Genomic DNA, 16,401 nt, shown 5'->3' on the forward strand with positions numbered 1-16,401 from the left:
AGCGCTCAGCTGAGTCGCGGTGAGCGAGCCGATCTGGGTCGTCGTCAGGTCCGCGAAGTCCGTGGTCGTCAGGCTGCGCAGCTGGGTGCCGGTCAGGCCTTGGATCTGGGTCGTGGACAGCGACCCGACCTGGGTCGCGTCGAGGGTCGAGAGCGTGGTGTTCGACAGGGCCCCGAGCTGGGTCGAGGTCAGGCCGGTCAGCTGGGTGGTCGAGAGCGCGCCGACATTGGTCGAGCTGAGCGCCGCGATCTGCGACGCCGTCAGGGCGCCGACCTGGGTCGAGGACAGTTCGCCGACGTCGGTGGTCGAGAGCCCACCGAGCTGGGTCGAGGTCAGGGCCCGGAGCTGGGTCGAGGACAGCGAACCGGTCTGGGTCGCGTCGAGGGCCGACACGTTGGTGGCGCTGAGCGCGGCGACCTGGGTGGTCGCCAGGCTGCTGATCTGGGTGGTGCTGAGTTCGCCGATGTCGGTGGTCGTGAGGCCGCCGACCTGGGTCGTGGTCAGGCCCTTGAGCTGGGTCGTCGACAGGGCGCCGGTCTGGGTCGCGTCAAGCGCCGAGAGCGCGGTGGCGGTCAGAGCGCCCAGCTGGGTGGAGCTGAGGGCGCCGATCTGGGTCGAGCTGAGCTCGCCGATATCAGTGGTGGTCAGGCCGCGCAGCTGGTCGGTGCTGAGGCCCTTGATCTGGGTGGTCGAGAGCGCGCCGACCTGGGTGGCGTCCAGAGCCGAGACATTGGTGGCCGACAGGGCGCCGAGCTGGGTCGCCGACAGCGAGTCCAGCTGGGTCGTGGTCAGTTCGCCGAAGTCGGTGGTCGACAGCGAGCGCAGCTGGGTGGTGGTCAGGCCGCTGACCTGGGTGGTCGAGAGCGAGCCGACCTGGGTCGCGTCCAGGGTGGACAGGGTCGTGGTGGTGAGCGCCCCGAGCTGGGTCGAGGAGAGCCCGGTCAGCTGGGTGGTCGAGAGCGCCCCGACATTGGTCGCGCCGAGCGCGCCGATCTGGGTGGCCGCCAGGGCCCCGACCTGGGTCGAGGACAGTTCGCCGACATCGGTGGTCGAAAGCCCGCCGAGCTGGGTCGCGGTGAGCGCCCGCAGCTGGGTCGCCGACAGGGCGCCGGTCTGGGTCGCGTCGAGGGCCGAGACGTTGGTGGACGACAGGGCCGCGAGTTGGGTGCCCGACAGCGCGCCGACCTGGGTCGAGGAGAGCTCACCGATATCGGTGGTCGACAGGCCGCTGGCCTGGGTCGTGGTCAGGCCGCGCAGCTGGGTCGTCGACAGCGCGCCGACCTGGGTCGCGTTCAGCGCCGAGAAGGCAGTGGCGGTGAGCGCCCCCAGCTGGGTCGCGCTGAGCGCCCCGACCTGGGTGGAGCTGAGTTCGCCGACGTCCGTCGTGCTCAGGCCGCGGATCTGGTCGGCGGTGAGGCCGGCCAGCTGGGTGTTGGACAGGCCGCCGACCTGGGTCGCGTCGAGGGACGAGAGGTTGGTCGAGCTGAGCGCGCCGAGCTGGGTCGCGCTGAGCGAGGTGATCTGGGTGGTGGTCAGCTCACCGAAGTCGGTGGTCGACAGGGTGCGCAGCTGGGTGCTGTTCAGCCCGGCCACCTGGGTGGTCGACAGCGAGCCGACCTGGGTGGCGTCCAGGGTGGAGAGGGCCGTGGTCGTGAGCCCGCCCAGCTGGGTCGAGGACAGGCCGGTCAGCTGGGTGGTGGAGAGCGCGCCGATATTGGTCGCGCCCAGGGCGCCGATCTGGGTCGCCGCCAGGGCCCCGACCTGGGTCGAGGACAGTTCGCCGATGTCGGTGGTCGAGAGTCCGCCCAGTTGGGTCGAGGTCAGCGCCTTCACCTGAGTCGCTGTCAGCGAGCCGGTCTGGGTCGCGTCGAGCGCGGACACATTGGTGGCGCTGAGCGCCGCGACCTGGGTCGTGGCCAGGCTGCTGATCTGGGTGGTGCTGAGTTCACCGATGTCGGTGGTCGACAGGCCCCGCACCTGATCGGCGGTCAGGCCGCGCAGCTGGGTGGTCGAGAGCGCGCCGGTCTGGGTCGCGTCAAGCGCGGACACATTGGTGGCGCTGAGCGCCGCCAGCTGGGTCGAGGCGAGCGCCCCGACCTGGGTCGACGACAGTTCGCCGATGTCGGTGGTCGTCAGGCCGCCGAGTTGGGTGGTGGTCAGGCCCTTGATCTGGGTGGTGGTGAGCGCGCCGACCGTCGTGGCGTCGAGCGCCGAGACGTTGGTGGCCGACAGCGAGCTGAGCTGGGTCGCGGTCAAGGCGCCGAGCTGGGTGGTGCTGAGCTTGCCGAAATCGGTGGTGGTGAGCGACCGCAGCTGGGTGCCGGACAGGCCTTGCACCTGGGTGGTCGAGAGCGAACCGACCTGAGTCGCGTCGAGGGCGCCGACCACCGTCGCGGCCAGGCCGCCGAGCTGGGTCGAGGACAGGGCCCCGAGCTGGGTGGTCGAGAGCGCCCCCAGATTGGTCGAGGTCAGGGCCGAAAGCTGGGTGGTGGCCAGGCTGCCGATCTGGGTGGACGACAGCTCGCCGATATCCGTGGTCGACAGGCCGCCGAGCTGGGTGGTGGTGAGCGCCTTGACCTGGGTCGTCGACAGCGCGCCGACCTGGGTGCCGTCAAGGGCCGAGACGTTGGTGGCCGACAGGGCCGCCAGCTGGGTGGTGGCGAGGCCGCCGACCTGGGTCGCGTTCAGCTCGCCGATATCGGTCGTCGACAGGCCGCGGATCTGGTCGGTGGTGACCCCGCGCAGCTGGGTGGTCGAAAGCGAACCGACCTGAGTGGCGTCCAGCGCCGAGAAGTTGGTCGCCGACAGAGACGAGACCTGGGTCGTGGACAGGGCCGCGACCTGGGTGGAGTTCAGTTCGCCGATGTCGGTGGTCGACAGGCCGCGCATCTGGGTCGCGGTGACGCCCCGGATCTGGGTCGCCGACAGGGCGCCCACGGTCGTGGAGTCGAGGGCCGAGAAGTTGGTGGCCGACAGCGCGCCGATCTGAGTCGAGGACAGGGCCCCGAGCTGGGTGGTGGTCAGTTCGCCGAAGTCGGTGGTCGACAGGCCGTTGAGCTGGGTCGAGGTCAGGCCGCTGACCTGGGTGGTCGAGAGCGAGCCGACCTGGGTGGCGTCCAGCGCCGAGAACTTGGAGGGCGCCAGGCTGCCGATCTGGGTCGAGCTCAGGCCGCCGATCTGGGTGGTGGAGAGCGCGCCGATATTGGTGGTGGTCAGGGCGCCGAGCTGGGTCACAGACAGGGAGCTGACCTGGGTGGAGGACAGTTCGCCGATGTCCGTGGTCGACAGACCGCCCATCTGGGTCGCGGTCAGGCCCCGGATCTGGGTGGTCGACAGGGCTCCGACCTGGGTCGCGGTCAGGTCAGAGACGTGGGTGGCCGACAGGCCGGACAGCTGGGTGGAGGACAGGACCCCGATCTCGGTGGCGTCGATGCCGGCGATCTGGGTGGTGGAGAGCGCGTTCAGCTGCGGGCCGTTGAGCACCTGCAGCTGGCCGGAGTTGAAGGAGACGGTGTCCGACAGATAGGAGATCTGGGTGGTCGTGAGCCCCCGGACCTGGGAGGCGCTGAGCACTCCGATCTGGGTGGCGTCGAGCGCCGCGATCCCCGAGGTGTTGATCGCGCCGACCTGAGTGCTGCTCAGGGATGCGATATCCGTCGTGGACAGGTTCTGGATCGTGCTGACCGACAGTGCGCTGATCTGCGCCGCCGAAAGGGCCGAAATCCCCATGTACCCATCCCGTCGTGTGTCTGGAGCGACAGCAAAAGAATCTAAAGCGACCCAAGCCGGGCGCTCTACCTGAACGCGCTTTCCCGGCCCGTTAACCTAAATCGCATCACGGTTTCCAACTGGTTACCGAGTTGCGAAGCCTCGCCTTGGCATAGGGGGATTCTCGCTGCGTCGGCGAACATAAAAGGGGCGGAATTCTAGGGTGCGCCCTGCCCTGGCCTGCGACATATCGCCAGATCCGGCGCGGCGCCGCCGCGGGTCTTAGGCCAAGGCTAGTCTGAGTCCTGCCCCGTCCGACCTTTGGCGCAATATATTCTTTTTATAGGGTTATTTGACGCCAGGAGCTGGTGCCGCCTGAAGGCGCCCAGGGGAATTCAGATCCCCGAGCCTGCGCCTCAGCCGCCGGGCGGCCGGGAATTTTCCTCAAAACGGGGACTTGGGTTTGAGCCTGTGCAACGCCCCGACAGAGGGGGTGCGACATAGGCGACCGCGCGACACAAACACGCCACAGGATCGCCCAATTCCGTGGACCGCCCGAATCGGAGGGTCGCCCCGCGCTTCGGGCATGGGTTGAGCCGGCCCGATTCGGAGGGCCCGGCGTTAACCACTCGCCTCGGCGGCGGCGGGGGTTAGGCGGGGCGACAGCAGATGGATGACCGCCAGGGCGAGGAGATAGGCGCTGCTGGCCAGGAGGAAGACCGGGCCGTATCCGCGGGCGTGGTCCAGGGTCCAGCCGGTGTAACGGGACATGGCCATGCCGCCGATCGCCCCGAGCATGCCGCCAATCCCCAACACCGCGCCGACCCCGGCGCGCGGCAGGAGGTCGCCCGGCAAAGCGTAGAGGGTCGCCGAGAAGCCCTGATGCGCAGCGGCCGCCAGGCCGATGATCGCCACCGCTCCCCAGAGATTTCCCACCGAAGGGGCCAGGGCCACCGGCGTGGCGCACAGGGCGCAGACCAGCATGGTCAGCTTGCGGGCCCGATTCACCGTCCAGCCGCGCTTGAGGAAGTGCGAGGAGAGCCAGCCCCCGCCCACGCTGCCCAGGTCCGACAACAGATAGATGGCGATCAGCGGCGGGCCGAAGGTCTTGAGGTCCAGGCCATAGCGCTTGCCCAGGAAGTCGGGCAGCCAGACCAGGTACATGCCGAAGATCGGGTCGGTGATCAGCTTGCCCAGCGCATAGACCCAGGTCTGGCGTCGGCGAAGCACGGCCCCCCAGCCCAGGCGGACGGCCCGGTCGGGCGGATCCTGCTCGATATAGGCCAGTTCGGCGGGGGATAGCCCCGCCTGGTCGCGGGGACGGCGGTACAGCCACAGCCAGATCGGCAGCCACACGAGGCCGATCAGCCCCGTCGCCATGAAGGCGGCGGGCCAGCCCCAGGCCAGGGTGATGGCCGGTACGGCCAGCGGGGTGACGATCGCGCCTACATTGGCGCCGGCGTTGAACACGCCGTTGGCGAGAGCCCGTTCCTTCTGGGGGAACCACTCGACCACCGCCTTGACCGCGCCGGGAAAGGCGCCCGCCTCCCCGGCCCCCAGGGCCGCCCGCCCCAACATGAACTGGCCGATCTGGCGCGCGCCCGAGGTGGCGAACTGGGCGACGGACCAGATTCCGAAGGCGATCGCCAGGCCCATACGCGCGCCCAGCCGGTCGGCGAGCCGGCCCCAGGCCAGGTAGGAGACCGCATAGGCCGCCTGGAAACAGAGATGGACGTTGGCGAAGTCGGTGTTGGTCCAGCCGAGGTCGTGGGAGATCGGCGCCTTCAGGAGGCCGTAGGTCTGGCGATCGACGTAATTGATCACGATGGCGCAGAACAGCAGCGCCACCACCACCCATCGGCGCCAACCCGCGGCAGGCGGTGCGGCGGGCGCATTGGTCATGATCATCCCCCCGCCCGGTCCGGCGCCTCGGCGGGAGGAAAAAGACACCGGTGGCGCCCCTTGTTGCAAGCCCTTTTCCGAGGGCTACAGGGCGGCGTTCAAGCCGCCCTGCCCGCTCAGCGCTTCATCTGGCTGTCGAGATATTTGCGTATGCCGGCGCCATAGGGCGGGCGCAGCATTTGCAGCGGACCGATGTCCTTCTTGATCTGGGTGAAGACCGACTTCCTGTGGCTGAACTCCCGGAAGCCGTCGACCCCGTGATAGCTGCCCATGCCGGCCGGGCCGACCCCGCCGAACGGCAGGTCTTCCTGGGCGACGTGCATGATCACGTCATTGACGGTGACCCCGCCCGAGGTGGTGCCGGTCAGCACCTTGTCCTGCTCGGCCTGATCGGCGCCGAAATAGTAGAGGCCCAGGGGACGGTCGTGGCTGTTGATATAGGCGAGCGCCTCATCCAGCTTGCCGTAGGTCTTCACCGGCAGGACGGGGCCGAAGATCTCTTCCTGCATGACCTTCATGTCGTCGGTCGGGTCGATGATCAGGGTCGGCGCGATCTTGCGATGCTCCTGTTGCGACAGGTCCTCGTCATCCGGCTTCAGCTCGATGATCCGGGCGCCCTTGGCCCGGGCGTCCTCCACATAGCCGGTGATCCGGTCATAGTGGCGCTGGGCGACGATGGCGGTGTAGTCGGGGTTGTCCTTGATGGTGGGGAACATCTTCTTCACCGCGCCTTGCGCCTCGGCGACGAAGCCGTCGAGCTTGTCGCGCGGGGTCAGGACATAGTCCGGCGCCAGGCAGATCTGGCCGGCGTTCAGGGTCTTGCCGAACATCACCCGGGCGGCGGCCACGCCCATGTCGGCCGACTCCCCGATGATCACCGGGCTCTTGCCGCCCAGCTCGAGGGTGAGCGGCACCAGGTTCTGGGCCGCGGCGCGCATGACATGGCGCGCGATGCTGGTCGCGCCGGTGAAGATCAGGTGGTCGAAGGCCAGCTCGCTGAAGGCCTGGCCGACCTCGGGGCCGCCGGTGATCACGGCGATCTCCTCGGGCGAGAAGACGCTGCCGAACATCTGGGCCATCAGGGCCGAGGTGGCGGGGGTGAATTCCGACGGCTTGATCATGGCGCGGTTGCCCGCGGCCAGCAGGCCGGCGAGCGGCGCGAAGGTCAGGTTGATCGGGAAGTTCCAGGGGCTGATCACGCCGACCACGCCCTTGGGCTGGAACTGGATCTCCGCCTTGGCGCCGAGCAGGCCCAGGATCGCCGGGGTGGTCTTGCGCTTCTCCGGCCGCATCCACTTCTTCAGATGGTCGCGGGCGTGTTTGAGCGGGCCGATGGAGCCAGCGACATCAGTGAAGGTGGTGGCCTCGCGGGAGCGCGATCCGAAGTCCTCGTTCAGCGCATCCTCGATCGCCTTGCGGTGGTCGATCAGAAGCGCGATGCAGCGGTCGATCCGATCGATCCGCAGCTCCGCCGAGGGCGCGCCGTCGCGCAGGTGCGCCGCCTTCTGCGCCGCCAGCACGGCGTTCATCGAAGCGGCGTCGTGACCCAGTTTCGCGTCCATGATCTATCCTCCAGGAACGCTTCGGTTGCGTTCTCTGGCGCGATCTTTCGGCCGCAAAGGCCCGGCCCGCAAGGGCTTCAGAGGCTCTGGCTGAAAAAAGTGACGCAGGCGTCACGGGATGCCGTAGCGGCGCCCGGGTTGAATTCCATCAGCACCGGCCCGCCCTTCCCCTTGTGGGCGAAGGGGTCGTTGATGGTCTGGGCCGGCAGGTCGCGGTCGAAGCCATGGGTCGCGCCGGGATAGGTGACGCCGGCGATATGGCGGCGTGAGGTCTCGGGCAGGCGGGCCAGCAGCTGATCCAGGCCGTCCGGGTCATCATAGGCGTCGGCGTCGCCGCACTGGATCAGGATCGGGGCCCCGGTCAGCTCGACCAGGGTCAGGCCGGGCACGGTCTCATAGGCCCAGACGACGGGATAATTGGCCATGTGCGCCTTGAAGCCCCGCTGCCCTCCGCCGAACCGGGCGAGCGCCCCGGGCGTAGCCGACATCAGGGTCACCACCGCGCCCCAGGAAAAGCCCATGATGCCGATGCGCTCGGCGTCGATCTCCGGCTGGTCGGCCAGGAACCGCCTGGCGGCGAAGGCGTCCGGCAGCGTCTCGATCGGCGACCGCGGCCGGGCGGCCGCGCCCCTGGCGCTGCCGCGGGCCGCCCACATGTCGATCTCCAGGGTGGCGATCCCGGCGGCATTGAGCGCCGGGCGGTAGTACTCGCCACGCCCATCCACCCCGTCCGAGCCGTGGCAGATGACGACCACGGGGACCTTGCCCTCCGCGGCGGGGATCGACAGCTTGCCGGCGACGATCAGGGCCGGGTCGGCGGCGGTCGCGAAGGCCACATAGGCGGTGCGCACGCTCATGATCAGCGGGCCGGATCGGTGATCGGCCAGGCGGGGCGCTGGGAGAAGGCGGCGTAGAAGGCAGCCAGCTTCGGCCGGCTCGTCCGCCAGTCCTCGCTCGCGAAGCGGAAGTCGAGATAGCCGAGGCCGCAGGCCACCGCGATCTCCAGGATACCGACCTCGCCCTCGGCCTTCAGGGTCAGGCCCTCGAAGTGGTCCAGGGTGCGGCGGACCTTGTCGAGCTGGCCCTCGGCCCAGTCGGTCCAGCGCAACGGCTCGGGCCGGAACATCTGCTCGTATCGGGCCAGCAGGGCCGCATCCAAGAGACCGTCGGCGGCGGCGAGCTCGGTCAGGATCGCGAAGCGCTCGGCCCCGGACCGGGGCGCCAGGGCCCGCGGGGTCAGGGTGTCGAGATAGTCGACGATCACCCGGCTGTCATAGATCGCCTGACCGTCGTCGGTGACCAAGGTCGGGATCTTGCTCAGGGGATTGGCCGCGACGACCTCCGCGCTGGCCGCCGTGGGGGTGACGGTGACAGTGACCAGTTCGATCCGGTCGGCGAGCCCCAACTCATGGGCGGCGACCAGTACCTTGCGGGCGAAGGGCGAGGCGTTCGAATAATAGAGCTTCATGCCGGCACCTTAGCGCGGCCGTCTGGGCTGTCCTTTCAGAATTTGTGGGGTTGAGGCCCAGGGCTTCGTTCCTAGGTTCTATCGCGGACCCACACCCTGCCCCGAGGCGCGCATGTACGACATCCACTATTGGCCGACCCCCAACGGCAAGAAGGTCACGATCCTGCTCGAGGAGCTGGGCGTTCCCTACAACGTGGTCCCGGTGAACATCGGCAAGGGTGACCAGTTCACCGACGACTTCCTGAAGATCAATCCGAACAACCGCATGCCGGCCCTGGTCGACCACGCGCCCAAGGACGGCGGCGCCCCGATCAGCGTCTTCGAGTCCGGCGCGATCATGATGTACATCGCCGAGAAGGAAGGCCGCTTCTGGCCACAGGATGTGCGCGGCAAGTACGAGGTCACCCAGTGGGTGATCTGGCAGATGGCCAATCAGGGCCCGAAGACCGGCGAGCGCGGCCATTTCAGCCGGGTCGACCCCAAGCACGGCGACCAGTCCTACGCCCAGCGGCGGTTCAATGACGAGGTGCACCGCATGTACGGGGTGCTGAACAACCGCCTCTATGACCGCCGCTATATCGCCGGCGACGACTATTCGATCGCCGACATGATCAGCTATCCCTGGACCGCCAGCTGGGAGCTGCAGGGCATCGACCTCAACGAGTTCAAGCACTTCAAGCGCTGGTTCGACGAGATGGCGGCGCGGCCGGCCGTCCAGCGCGGCATGGCGGTGACCGCGGGGCCGGTCGAGGATCCGGCGACGCTCAGCCCCGAGGAGCGGGAGCGCCGCATCAAGCTCCTGTACAATCAGCGCGCCCGGCCCGCGCCGGACGCCTAGACCATGGCGAGCCGCGCGCCTCTGCGGATCATCAGCGAGGCGCCGGCCGCGATGAAGGCCGTGAAGCCGGCCAGGACGAAGGCCTCCAGATAGCGGCCCTCGGCGGCGCGCAGGACGCCGGCGGTGATCGCGGCCGTCGCCGCGCCGACCTGATGGCCGGCGGCGATCCAGCCGAACACGATCGGGCCATCGCGGTCCCCGAAGGCGTCCGACGCCAGCCGCACGGTCGGCGGCACGGTGGCGATCCAGTCCAGGCCGTAGAACACCGCGAAGATCCCCAGCGACACCATCGAGAAGTCGGTGAAGGGCAGGACGATCAGGGACAGGCCGCGCAGGCCGTAATAGGCGAACAGGAGCTTGCGCGGATCATAGCGGTCGGTGAGCCAACCCGAGGCCGTGGTGCCGATCAGGTCGAACAGGCCCATCATGGCCAGCAGCCCCGCCGCCTGGGTCTCGCCGAGGCCATGGTCGCCGCAGAGCGCGATCATGTGGGTGCCGACCAGGCCGTTGGTGGTCAGGCCGCAGACGAAGAAGCCGGTGAACAGCAGCCAGAAGGTGCGGGTCCTGGCCGCCCGCCCCAAGGCCTGGAAGGCGTAGGCGAGCGCCCCGCCGGTCTGGGTCGCGGGGGCGACATAGTCGGCCGGGGCGCCATAGGGCTTGAGCCCGATGTCCTCGGGCCGTTCCGGCAGCAGGAGCCACATCAGGGGCGCCAGGACGGCGGTGACGGTGGCGATGGTCAGCACCACCGGCCGCCAACCCGAGTGTTCGGCGAGCGCCGCCATGGCCGGCAGGAAGATCAGGGTGCCGGTGGCGGTGGAGGCGGTCAGAATCCCCATCATCAGGCCGCGGCGCTGCACGAACCAGCGGTTCACCACCGTCGCGCCCAGCACCGAGGCCACCGCCCCCGAGGCCACGCCCGACATCACGCCCCAGGTGGCCACATACTGCCAAGGCGCGGTCATCATCGACGACAGGCCGGTCGAGACCGCCATCAAGATTAGGGCTAACGGCACGACGCGGCGAACGCCGAAGGTCTGCATCAGCGAGGCGGCGAAGGGCCCGGTCAGACCGTAGAGGAAGATGCCCACCGCCGCCGCGGCCGAGACCACGCCCCGGTTCCAGCCGAACGCCTTCTCAAGCGGCAGCATGAGCACGCCCGGCGCCGACCTGAGGCCGGCCGCGGCGAGCAGGGCCAGGAAGGTCGCGGCGGCGACGACGAAGGCGTAGTTCTGGCCAAAGGGGCGCTTCATGACTATCTTCATGCAACTGACCGGTAAGTGTCTTTTGATACGTACCGGTCAGTCACATGGTCAAGGCGACAATTTCTAACAGATGTCCGAGTCCGCCTCCCCGCCCCGTCGCGCCATCGACAAGCTGCGCGACACCGCGCGTGAGCTTTTCTACCGCGACGGCATCCGCGCCGTCGGCGTCGATGAGATCGTCGCTCAGGCCGGCGTCACCAAGCCCACCCTCTATCGCAGCTTCGGCTCCAAGGATGAGCTGACCGTGGCGGTGCTGCGCCAGAGCGAGGCGGGTTTCTGGGCCCGCTTCGACGCCAGCGTCGCCGAGCACCCCGGCGACCCGCGCGCCCAGCTGCTGGCCTTCTTCGCCGGCCTGGCGGAGCGCTCGACCAAGGAAGACTATCGCGGCTGCGCCCTGACCAACGCCGCGGTGGAATATCCCGACCGGGACCATCCGGCCCGCATCGTCTCCGAAGCCCACAAGCGCGACCTCCGCGAGCGGCTGCGCGGCAAGGCGGCCGAGATGGGCGCGGTCGATCCCGCGGCGCTTGGCGACGCCCTGACCCTGCTGGTCGAGGGCGTCTATGTGTCCAGCCAGCTGTTCGGTCCGGGCGGACCGTCCGGGGCGGTCGGCGTCGCCGCCGCCGCCCTCATCGACGCCTATTTACCCCGCGCGTCGTAGACAATCTTTCCGCCGACAATGGTCATGACCGCATGGGCGGTCGGGATCTGGGCGAAGGGAACCGTCATCAGGTCAGCCGAGAACACCGAGATGTCCGCCGCCTTGCCGGGGGTCAGATCACCCAGGTCCTTCTCGCGGAACACCGCATAGGCCGAGCCCCTGGTCAGCATGGACAGGGCCTCCGGCCGGGTCAGGGTCTCGTCCAGCCCCCAGTCGGCCCCGGCATAGCCCTTGAGATCGTGGCGATAGGTGGCCGCGTAGAACTCGATCAGGGGATCGCCCTTCTCCACCGGCGCATCGGTGCCGGCCGCCATGTGCGCGCCGGAATCCCACAGGTCGTGCCAGGCATAGGCTTCCTTCAGCCGGGCCTCGCCCAGGCGCGCCGGGGCGAAGAACAGGTCGCCGATGGCGTGCGAGGGCTGCATCGAGGCGATCACCCCCAGCTTGGCGAAGCGCGGCTTGTCCTCGGGCGAAATGATCTGGGCGTGTTCGATGCGCCAGCGGGCGGCGGCGAGGCCCGCCGGATTGTCGTTGAAGGCCTTCTCATAGGCGTCGAGCACCAGGCGGTTGCCGCGGTCGCCGATGGCGTGGATGGCGATCTGGGCGTGGGCCGCCCGGGCTTTGTCCAGGGCGCCGGCGATCACGTCAGGCGGGGTCAGGATGAGGCCGGTCCCCTCGGCGTCGTTATAGGGCGCCAGCAGGGCCGCGCCGCGGGAGCCCAGGGCGCCGTCCATATAGAGCTTGATCCCGTCCACCCGGACCATGCCGGTGGGGTCGGCGTAGGGGCCCTTGGCGAGCAGGTCGCCCGCGTCCCTCAGGTCCATGAAGTTGTCGACCCGGATCGGCAGGGTTCCGGCCGCGGCCATGTCGTTCAGGATCGCCACGTCCTTGGCGGCGACGCTGACGCTGTGCATCCCGGTCCAGCCGCGCGACGCGTAGAGGTTCACGGCCAGGCGGGCGGCCTCGCGCATCTGGGCGTCGGTCGGCGGCGGGATCTTGGCGCTGACCAGGGACTTGGCGTTGTCCACCAGCATGCCCGTCGGCTCGCCCGCCACGTCCTTCAGGATCTGGCCGCCGGCCGGGGCGACGGTGTCGCGGGTGACGCCGGCCAGGGCCAGCATCTTGGAATTGGCCACCAGGGCGTGGCCGTCCGCGCGGGTCAGCACCACGGGCCGGTCCGGAACCACCGCGTCGAGGTCGGCGCGAGTGGGGAAGCGCTTCTCGGGCCAGTGGGTTTCGATCCAGCCGCGCCCGCTGAGCGGTTCGGCGCCGGGATGGGCGGCGTTCCAGGCCTTGAGCTGCGCCTGGAGCTCGACGATCGAGGCCGAGCCTTCCAGGTTGAGGGTCATCTCCCGGAAGCCGATCCCCATCAGGTGGGCGTGGGCGTCGACCAGGCCCGGAAAGGCGGCTGCGCCCTTCAGGTCGATATCCTGGGCGTGGGCGACCACCTTGCGGGCGTCGGCCAGCGGACCGGCGAAGGCCACCTTGCCGTCCTTGACCACCAGAGCCTCGACCCGGGTCTCGCCGGTATAGATCGGCCCGCCGTGCAGGATCATGTCGCCCGCGAGGGCCGGTGCGATCCCGCCAAGGGTCAAGACCCCAGCCAGGGCCAGGGCACGAAGGGTCTTGGTCATGGTCGGCATGGTTCCCGTAAGCTCAGCCAGCAGAGCCGCGACCATCGCCCAGACGCGCCCGGATTGAAACCGCGGGATCAAACGGTTTACTCCCCATCTTGAGTAGCGTTTGTTTACCGGACGTGGGTAAGCCTCCTACTCTGAGTTGAGACGTGGTGTAGGGTGAGTCGATGGACAGGACGCGGGCGTCGCGGTTGTCGCGTGAAGGTCGGCGGGAGCAGATTCTCGACAGCGCCAAGGCCTTGATCCTCAAGGACGGCCTGTCCCGCTGCACGCTTGAGGCCGTGGCCATCGAAGCCGGCATATCCAAGGCTTTGATCTACAGACACTTCTCGGCCGTCGAAGACCTGCTGCGCGCCTTGCTGAGCCGGGAGTATCACCCGCCGCGGCAAGACCTCGCCGCGGACGACGCCGCCGGATTCGCCGAGCGGGTCCGCCTCGGCGCCGAGCGTCTGTTCGCGCATTGCGACGAAAACCGCACAATCGTCCGCATGCTGCTCAGTGATCCCGGCGTCGCCCGACTTCTAGGCGCCAATAGCCTGCCGGACCCCCAGCAGGTGCACCGCGCCTACGCCGCCCACGCCGCCCAGACCTATGGCCTGCCGCCGGAGCTGGCCGCTCTGGGCGCCTTTCTAATGCTGAACGCCATGACCGGCACGGGTGATGCGGTCCATCGGATGGGGCTCACCAGCGAGCAGGCGGCCGAATTCTGGACCACCTTCTCCACCGCCGGCTGGGCGGCGGTCTCGGCGCGCTATGGTCGGGACGCGATCCCGAAGGACCGCAAGGCCTAGCCCCAGATCTCGCGGGCGTAGGACAGGAAGTTCAGCCCGAGAATCTTGTCGATGACCCGCGCCGGATGGCCCTTGGCCGACAGCATGCCGGCCAGGGTGCGGAACTGATCGACCCCGCGCAGATCCACCACAAAGGGATAGGTGTCGGGCCGCTCGCCCTTGGCGCCGATGCCGGCGGCCACCCGGTCGGCGATCTCCTTCTCCAGCGCCCCCTGATAGACCTTCAGGTCGTCGATCGCGGTGATCGAGCCGTCGGTGCCGATCCCCACATGATCCTCGCCGCAGACCTGCAGCGCGTGCTCGATGTGAGCGACGACGTCGGTGGCGTGCGGGTGGCCGTCGAGGGTCAGGAAGGGCATGAAATAGATCCCGACGAAGCCGCCCTTCTCCGCTACGCCGCGCAGCTCGGCGTCGGTCTTGTTGCGGGGCAGGTCGGTCAGCGCGCGACAGCCGGTATGATTGATCGAGATGGGCGCCTTCGACGCGGCGATGGCGTCCAGACAGGTCTGCTCGCCGCTGTGAGACAGATCGACCATCAGCCTGGCGGCGTTGAGCTTTTCCACCACCTTATGACCGAGCGGGGTCAGGCCGCGGTTCGCCGGGGCCATGGAGCCGTCACCCAGGGTGTTGGCCGGATTGTAGGTGATCTGGATCACCCGCACGCCGCGGGCGGCGTATTCGTCCACCCGCTCCAGGTGCTCGCCGACCTGCAGGGCGTTCTGGAAGCCGTAGATCAGGCCGATCTTGTTCTCGTCGCGCGCCTTCAGGAGGTCGCTGGCCTTGCGGACCACCATGAGGTCGGCGGGATTGGCGTTCACCAGGGCGTCCCACTGATCGAGGTCGTCGATCGAGACCTGGTGGGGATCGTCGGGGCCGGACACATAGCCCAAGGTGCAATTGACGGCCGTGACGCCGGAGGCGCGGGCGTCGGCGATGGCGCGGGTGTCGATGTCCAGGTCGGCGCCGCCGGTCAGCAGCTGGGTCTTCTGGCCGAGGCGGATATTGGGATTCATGATCCCGCCCAGGGCGTTGACGATGATCGGCTTCTTGGCCGCGGCGAAAGCGGGGGCGGCGCCGGCGGCGAGGCTGGCGGCCCCGAGTGCGAGGGTCTGGCGGCGGGAAATCATCAGTCGTCCTTTCGCTGGGCGGCGTCGGTCTGCGGATTGTAGTCGGCGCGGCGATAGATCACCCCGCGCTTCACGGTCATGACCACGCTGCGCAGGGCTCCGATATCGGTCGAGGGGTCCCTGGCGGTGAACATCAGATTGGCGAGCTTGCCGGGCGCGATGATCCCGAAGTCCGGATGGGCCTCGATTGCAAGCGCGCCGGCCTCCGTGCCCGCCCGGATCGCCTCCAGCGGCGTGAAGCCGGCCTTGGCGACCAGCAGCTCAAGCTCCTGATAGATCGCCGGATAGGGGTCGGCCGCGTCGCTGAAGCCGTCGGTGCCGGCGCTGATCGTCACCCCCGCCCGGCGGGCCTGGTCGGTCAGGCGGGCGGCGATCTCGGTGGTGCAATAGGGGGTTGGCCCCTTGGGATTGGCGGCGTGGCTGGCGTCCAGGCCGGCATAGACGAACAGGGTGGCGTCGAGCACGGTCCCCTGGGCCTTCATGCGGGCGAGCAGCTTGCCGACGACGGGATTGTCCCCCTGCCCCAGCCGCGCGGCGTCGACGGCCGCACGGTGGTGATAGGCCTTGGGGATGGGATCGGAGACCTCGTAGGCCAGCATGCAGACGTGGCTGACCGCGTCGGCCTTGGCGGCGATGACGTCGGAGGGGCGGGCCGGAAAGACGGCGGCATGGGCCCAGACCGGAATTCCCTGGCGATGAGCCTCGGCGGTGATGGCCTTCACCCGCTCGGCCGGCAGGTCCGCATAGATCTTGATCGCCGAGGCGCCCGTCCCCCGGGCCAGGGCCACGGCCAGCTTGAAGTCGGTCTTGGCGTCGATCGCCTGCATCCAGGGCGTATGGCCGGCGACGGCGCCGGCGGAGACCGCATGGGTGCGCGGATCCTCGAAGAATTCCGGCCCCGCCATCAGGGCGGCGTAGCGGATGTCCGGCCCCGCCAGCTCACCCACCCGCGCGGCGCGGGCCAGATCGGCCAGCTGGCGCAGGTCGTCAGCCATGTCGCGCACGGTGGTGACCCCGCCATAGAGGTCGCGCCTCATCTGGGCCTCGGCGAAAGGCCGGTTGGGCGGCGTCGCCAGATGCTCGTGGCTGTTGATCAGGCCGGGCAGGACATAAAGGCCGGAGGCGTCGATCACCTGCGATCCCGGCGGCAGCTTGAAGGCGATGGCGTTCCCCATCCAGACCTTCTCGATGCGCTCGCCCTTGACCAGCAGGGTCGCGGGGCCTTGGGGCCTCGCCCCCGTTCCGTCGATCAGAATGGCGTCCTTGTAGAGGACATAGGCGTCCTCCGCCGCCACAGCGGCCTGGACGGTCGGAGGCGCGGCCAGGGCGATACAGGCGGCCAGGACCGCGGGAATCCATTTCGTCATGCCCTGGCTTAGCGCGGCCGCGCACGTGCCGATAGTCGCACGCAACCGCTGGACGCGCCCGCGCGGCGGGAATCGGCC

Annotated in this window: 12 protein-coding genes; 3 read left to right on the plus strand and 9 right to left on the minus strand. The window is 69.0% G+C overall.

All coding sequences use genetic code 11. The features are described 5' to 3' along the window. The 5 genes from MQH10_RS20245 to MQH10_RS20265 all read right to left on the minus strand — a co-directional run. Positions 1–3,729 (minus strand): beta strand repeat-containing protein (locus tag MQH10_RS20245; protein WP_419720795.1); only part of this gene is annotated, 3,729 nt, incomplete at its 3' end. A 600-nt stretch (positions 3,730–4,329) separates the two neighbouring features. Continuing rightward, the gene (locus tag MQH10_RS20250; RefSeq protein ID WP_419720796.1) at positions 4,330–5,616 is read right to left on the minus strand and encodes an MFS transporter; all 1,287 of its coding nucleotides are present in this window, start codon (positions 5,614–5,616) and stop codon (positions 4,330–4,332) included. 110 nt (positions 5,617–5,726) lie between these two features. Next, a complete protein-coding gene (locus tag MQH10_RS20255) occupies positions 5,727–7,172 on the minus strand; it encodes a coniferyl aldehyde dehydrogenase (RefSeq protein ID WP_242565793.1) in 1,446 nt (481 codons plus the stop codon). Between the two features lie 77 nt (positions 7,173–7,249). After that, positions 7,250–8,029 (minus strand): dienelactone hydrolase family protein, encoded by a 780-nt coding sequence (locus MQH10_RS20260; RefSeq protein ID WP_242565794.1) that lies wholly within the window; start codon positions 8,027–8,029, stop codon positions 7,250–7,252. Positions 8,030–8,031: 2 nt separating this feature from the next. Beyond that, positions 8,032–8,640 (minus strand): glutathione S-transferase N-terminal domain-containing protein, encoded by a 609-nt coding sequence (locus MQH10_RS20265; protein WP_242565795.1) that lies wholly within the window; start codon positions 8,638–8,640, stop codon positions 8,032–8,034. A gap of 112 nt (positions 8,641–8,752) precedes the next feature. Between MQH10_RS20265 and MQH10_RS20270 the strand changes: the two genes are divergently transcribed. Beyond that, a complete protein-coding gene (locus MQH10_RS20270; RefSeq protein WP_242565796.1) occupies positions 8,753–9,478 on the plus strand; it encodes a glutathione S-transferase N-terminal domain-containing protein in 726 nt (241 codons plus the stop codon). Here the strand turns inward: MQH10_RS20270 and MQH10_RS20275 are convergent. Continuing rightward, positions 9,475–10,728 (minus strand): MFS transporter, encoded by a 1,254-nt coding sequence (locus MQH10_RS20275; RefSeq protein WP_242565797.1) that lies wholly within the window; start codon positions 10,726–10,728, stop codon positions 9,475–9,477. The two genes, MQH10_RS20270 and MQH10_RS20275, sit on opposite strands and share 4 nt — an antisense overlap. An 82-nt stretch (positions 10,729–10,810) precedes the next feature. Here MQH10_RS20275 and MQH10_RS20280 point away from each other — a divergent pair, with 82 nt between their 5' ends. Continuing rightward, positions 10,811–11,401, plus strand: coding sequence for a TetR/AcrR family transcriptional regulator (locus MQH10_RS20280; RefSeq protein ID WP_242565798.1), 591 nt, complete (start codon positions 10,811–10,813; stop codon positions 11,399–11,401). Here the strand turns inward: MQH10_RS20280 and MQH10_RS20285 are convergent. Further along, a complete protein-coding gene (locus MQH10_RS20285) occupies positions 11,380–13,035 on the minus strand; it encodes an amidohydrolase (protein WP_242565799.1) in 1,656 nt (551 codons plus the stop codon). The genes MQH10_RS20280 and MQH10_RS20285 overlap by 22 nt on opposite strands. 194 nt (positions 13,036–13,229) lie before the next feature. Between MQH10_RS20285 and MQH10_RS20290 the strand changes: the two genes are divergently transcribed. Further along, the gene (locus MQH10_RS20290) at positions 13,230–13,829 is read left to right on the plus strand and encodes a TetR/AcrR family transcriptional regulator (protein WP_242565800.1); all 600 of its coding nucleotides are present in this window, start codon (positions 13,230–13,232) and stop codon (positions 13,827–13,829) included. Here MQH10_RS20290 and MQH10_RS20295 read toward each other — a convergent pair. Together MQH10_RS20295 and MQH10_RS20300 are read right to left on the minus strand one after the other, a co-directional pair. Further along, complete coding sequence (locus MQH10_RS20295; protein WP_242565801.1) at positions 13,826–14,956, minus strand: dipeptidase; 1,131 nt, start codon at positions 14,954–14,956, stop codon at positions 13,826–13,828. The genes MQH10_RS20290 and MQH10_RS20295 overlap by 4 nt on opposite strands. After that, positions 14,956–16,323, minus strand: coding sequence for an amidohydrolase family protein (locus tag MQH10_RS20300; protein ID WP_242565802.1), 1,368 nt, complete (start codon positions 16,321–16,323; stop codon positions 14,956–14,958). The genes MQH10_RS20295 and MQH10_RS20300 overlap by 1 nt, the downstream gene beginning before the upstream one ends. Positions 16,324–16,401: the final 78 nt, after the last annotated feature.

This window comes from Phenylobacterium aquaticum (assembly GCF_022695515.1).
GTDB lineage: Bacteria > Pseudomonadota > Alphaproteobacteria > Caulobacterales > Caulobacteraceae > Phenylobacterium > Phenylobacterium aquaticum.

Bases quoted from the DNA above. Each gene is read 5' to 3' on its own strand.
- MQH10_RS20250 (WP_419720796.1), bottom strand. From the start codon at position 5,616: ATGATCATGACCAATGCGCCCGCCGCACCGCCTGCCGCGGGTTGGCGC.
- MQH10_RS20255 (WP_242565793.1), bottom strand. From the start codon at position 7,172: ATGGACGCGAAACTGGGTCACGACGCCGCTTCGATGAACGCCGTGCTG.
- MQH10_RS20260 (WP_242565794.1), bottom strand. From the start codon at position 8,029: ATGAGCGTGCGCACCGCCTATGTGGCCTTCGCGACCGCCGCCGACCCG.
- MQH10_RS20265 (WP_242565795.1), bottom strand. From the start codon at position 8,640: ATGAAGCTCTATTATTCGAACGCCTCGCCCTTCGCCCGCAAGGTACTG.
- MQH10_RS20270 (WP_242565796.1), top strand. From the start codon at position 8,753: ATGTACGACATCCACTATTGGCCGACCCCCAACGGCAAGAAGGTCACG.
- MQH10_RS20275 (WP_242565797.1), bottom strand. From the start codon at position 10,728: ATGAAGCGCCCCTTTGGCCAGAACTACGCCTTCGTCGTCGCCGCCGCG.
- MQH10_RS20280 (WP_242565798.1), top strand. From the start codon at position 10,811: ATGTCCGAGTCCGCCTCCCCGCCCCGTCGCGCCATCGACAAGCTGCGC.
- MQH10_RS20285 (WP_242565799.1), bottom strand. From the start codon at position 13,035: ATGACCAAGACCCTTCGTGCCCTGGCCCTGGCTGGGGTCTTGACCCTT.
- MQH10_RS20295 (WP_242565801.1), bottom strand. From the start codon at position 14,956: ATGATTTCCCGCCGCCAGACCCTCGCACTCGGGGCCGCCAGCCTCGCC.
- MQH10_RS20300 (WP_242565802.1), bottom strand. From the start codon at position 16,323: ATGACGAAATGGATTCCCGCGGTCCTGGCCGCCTGTATCGCCCTGGCC.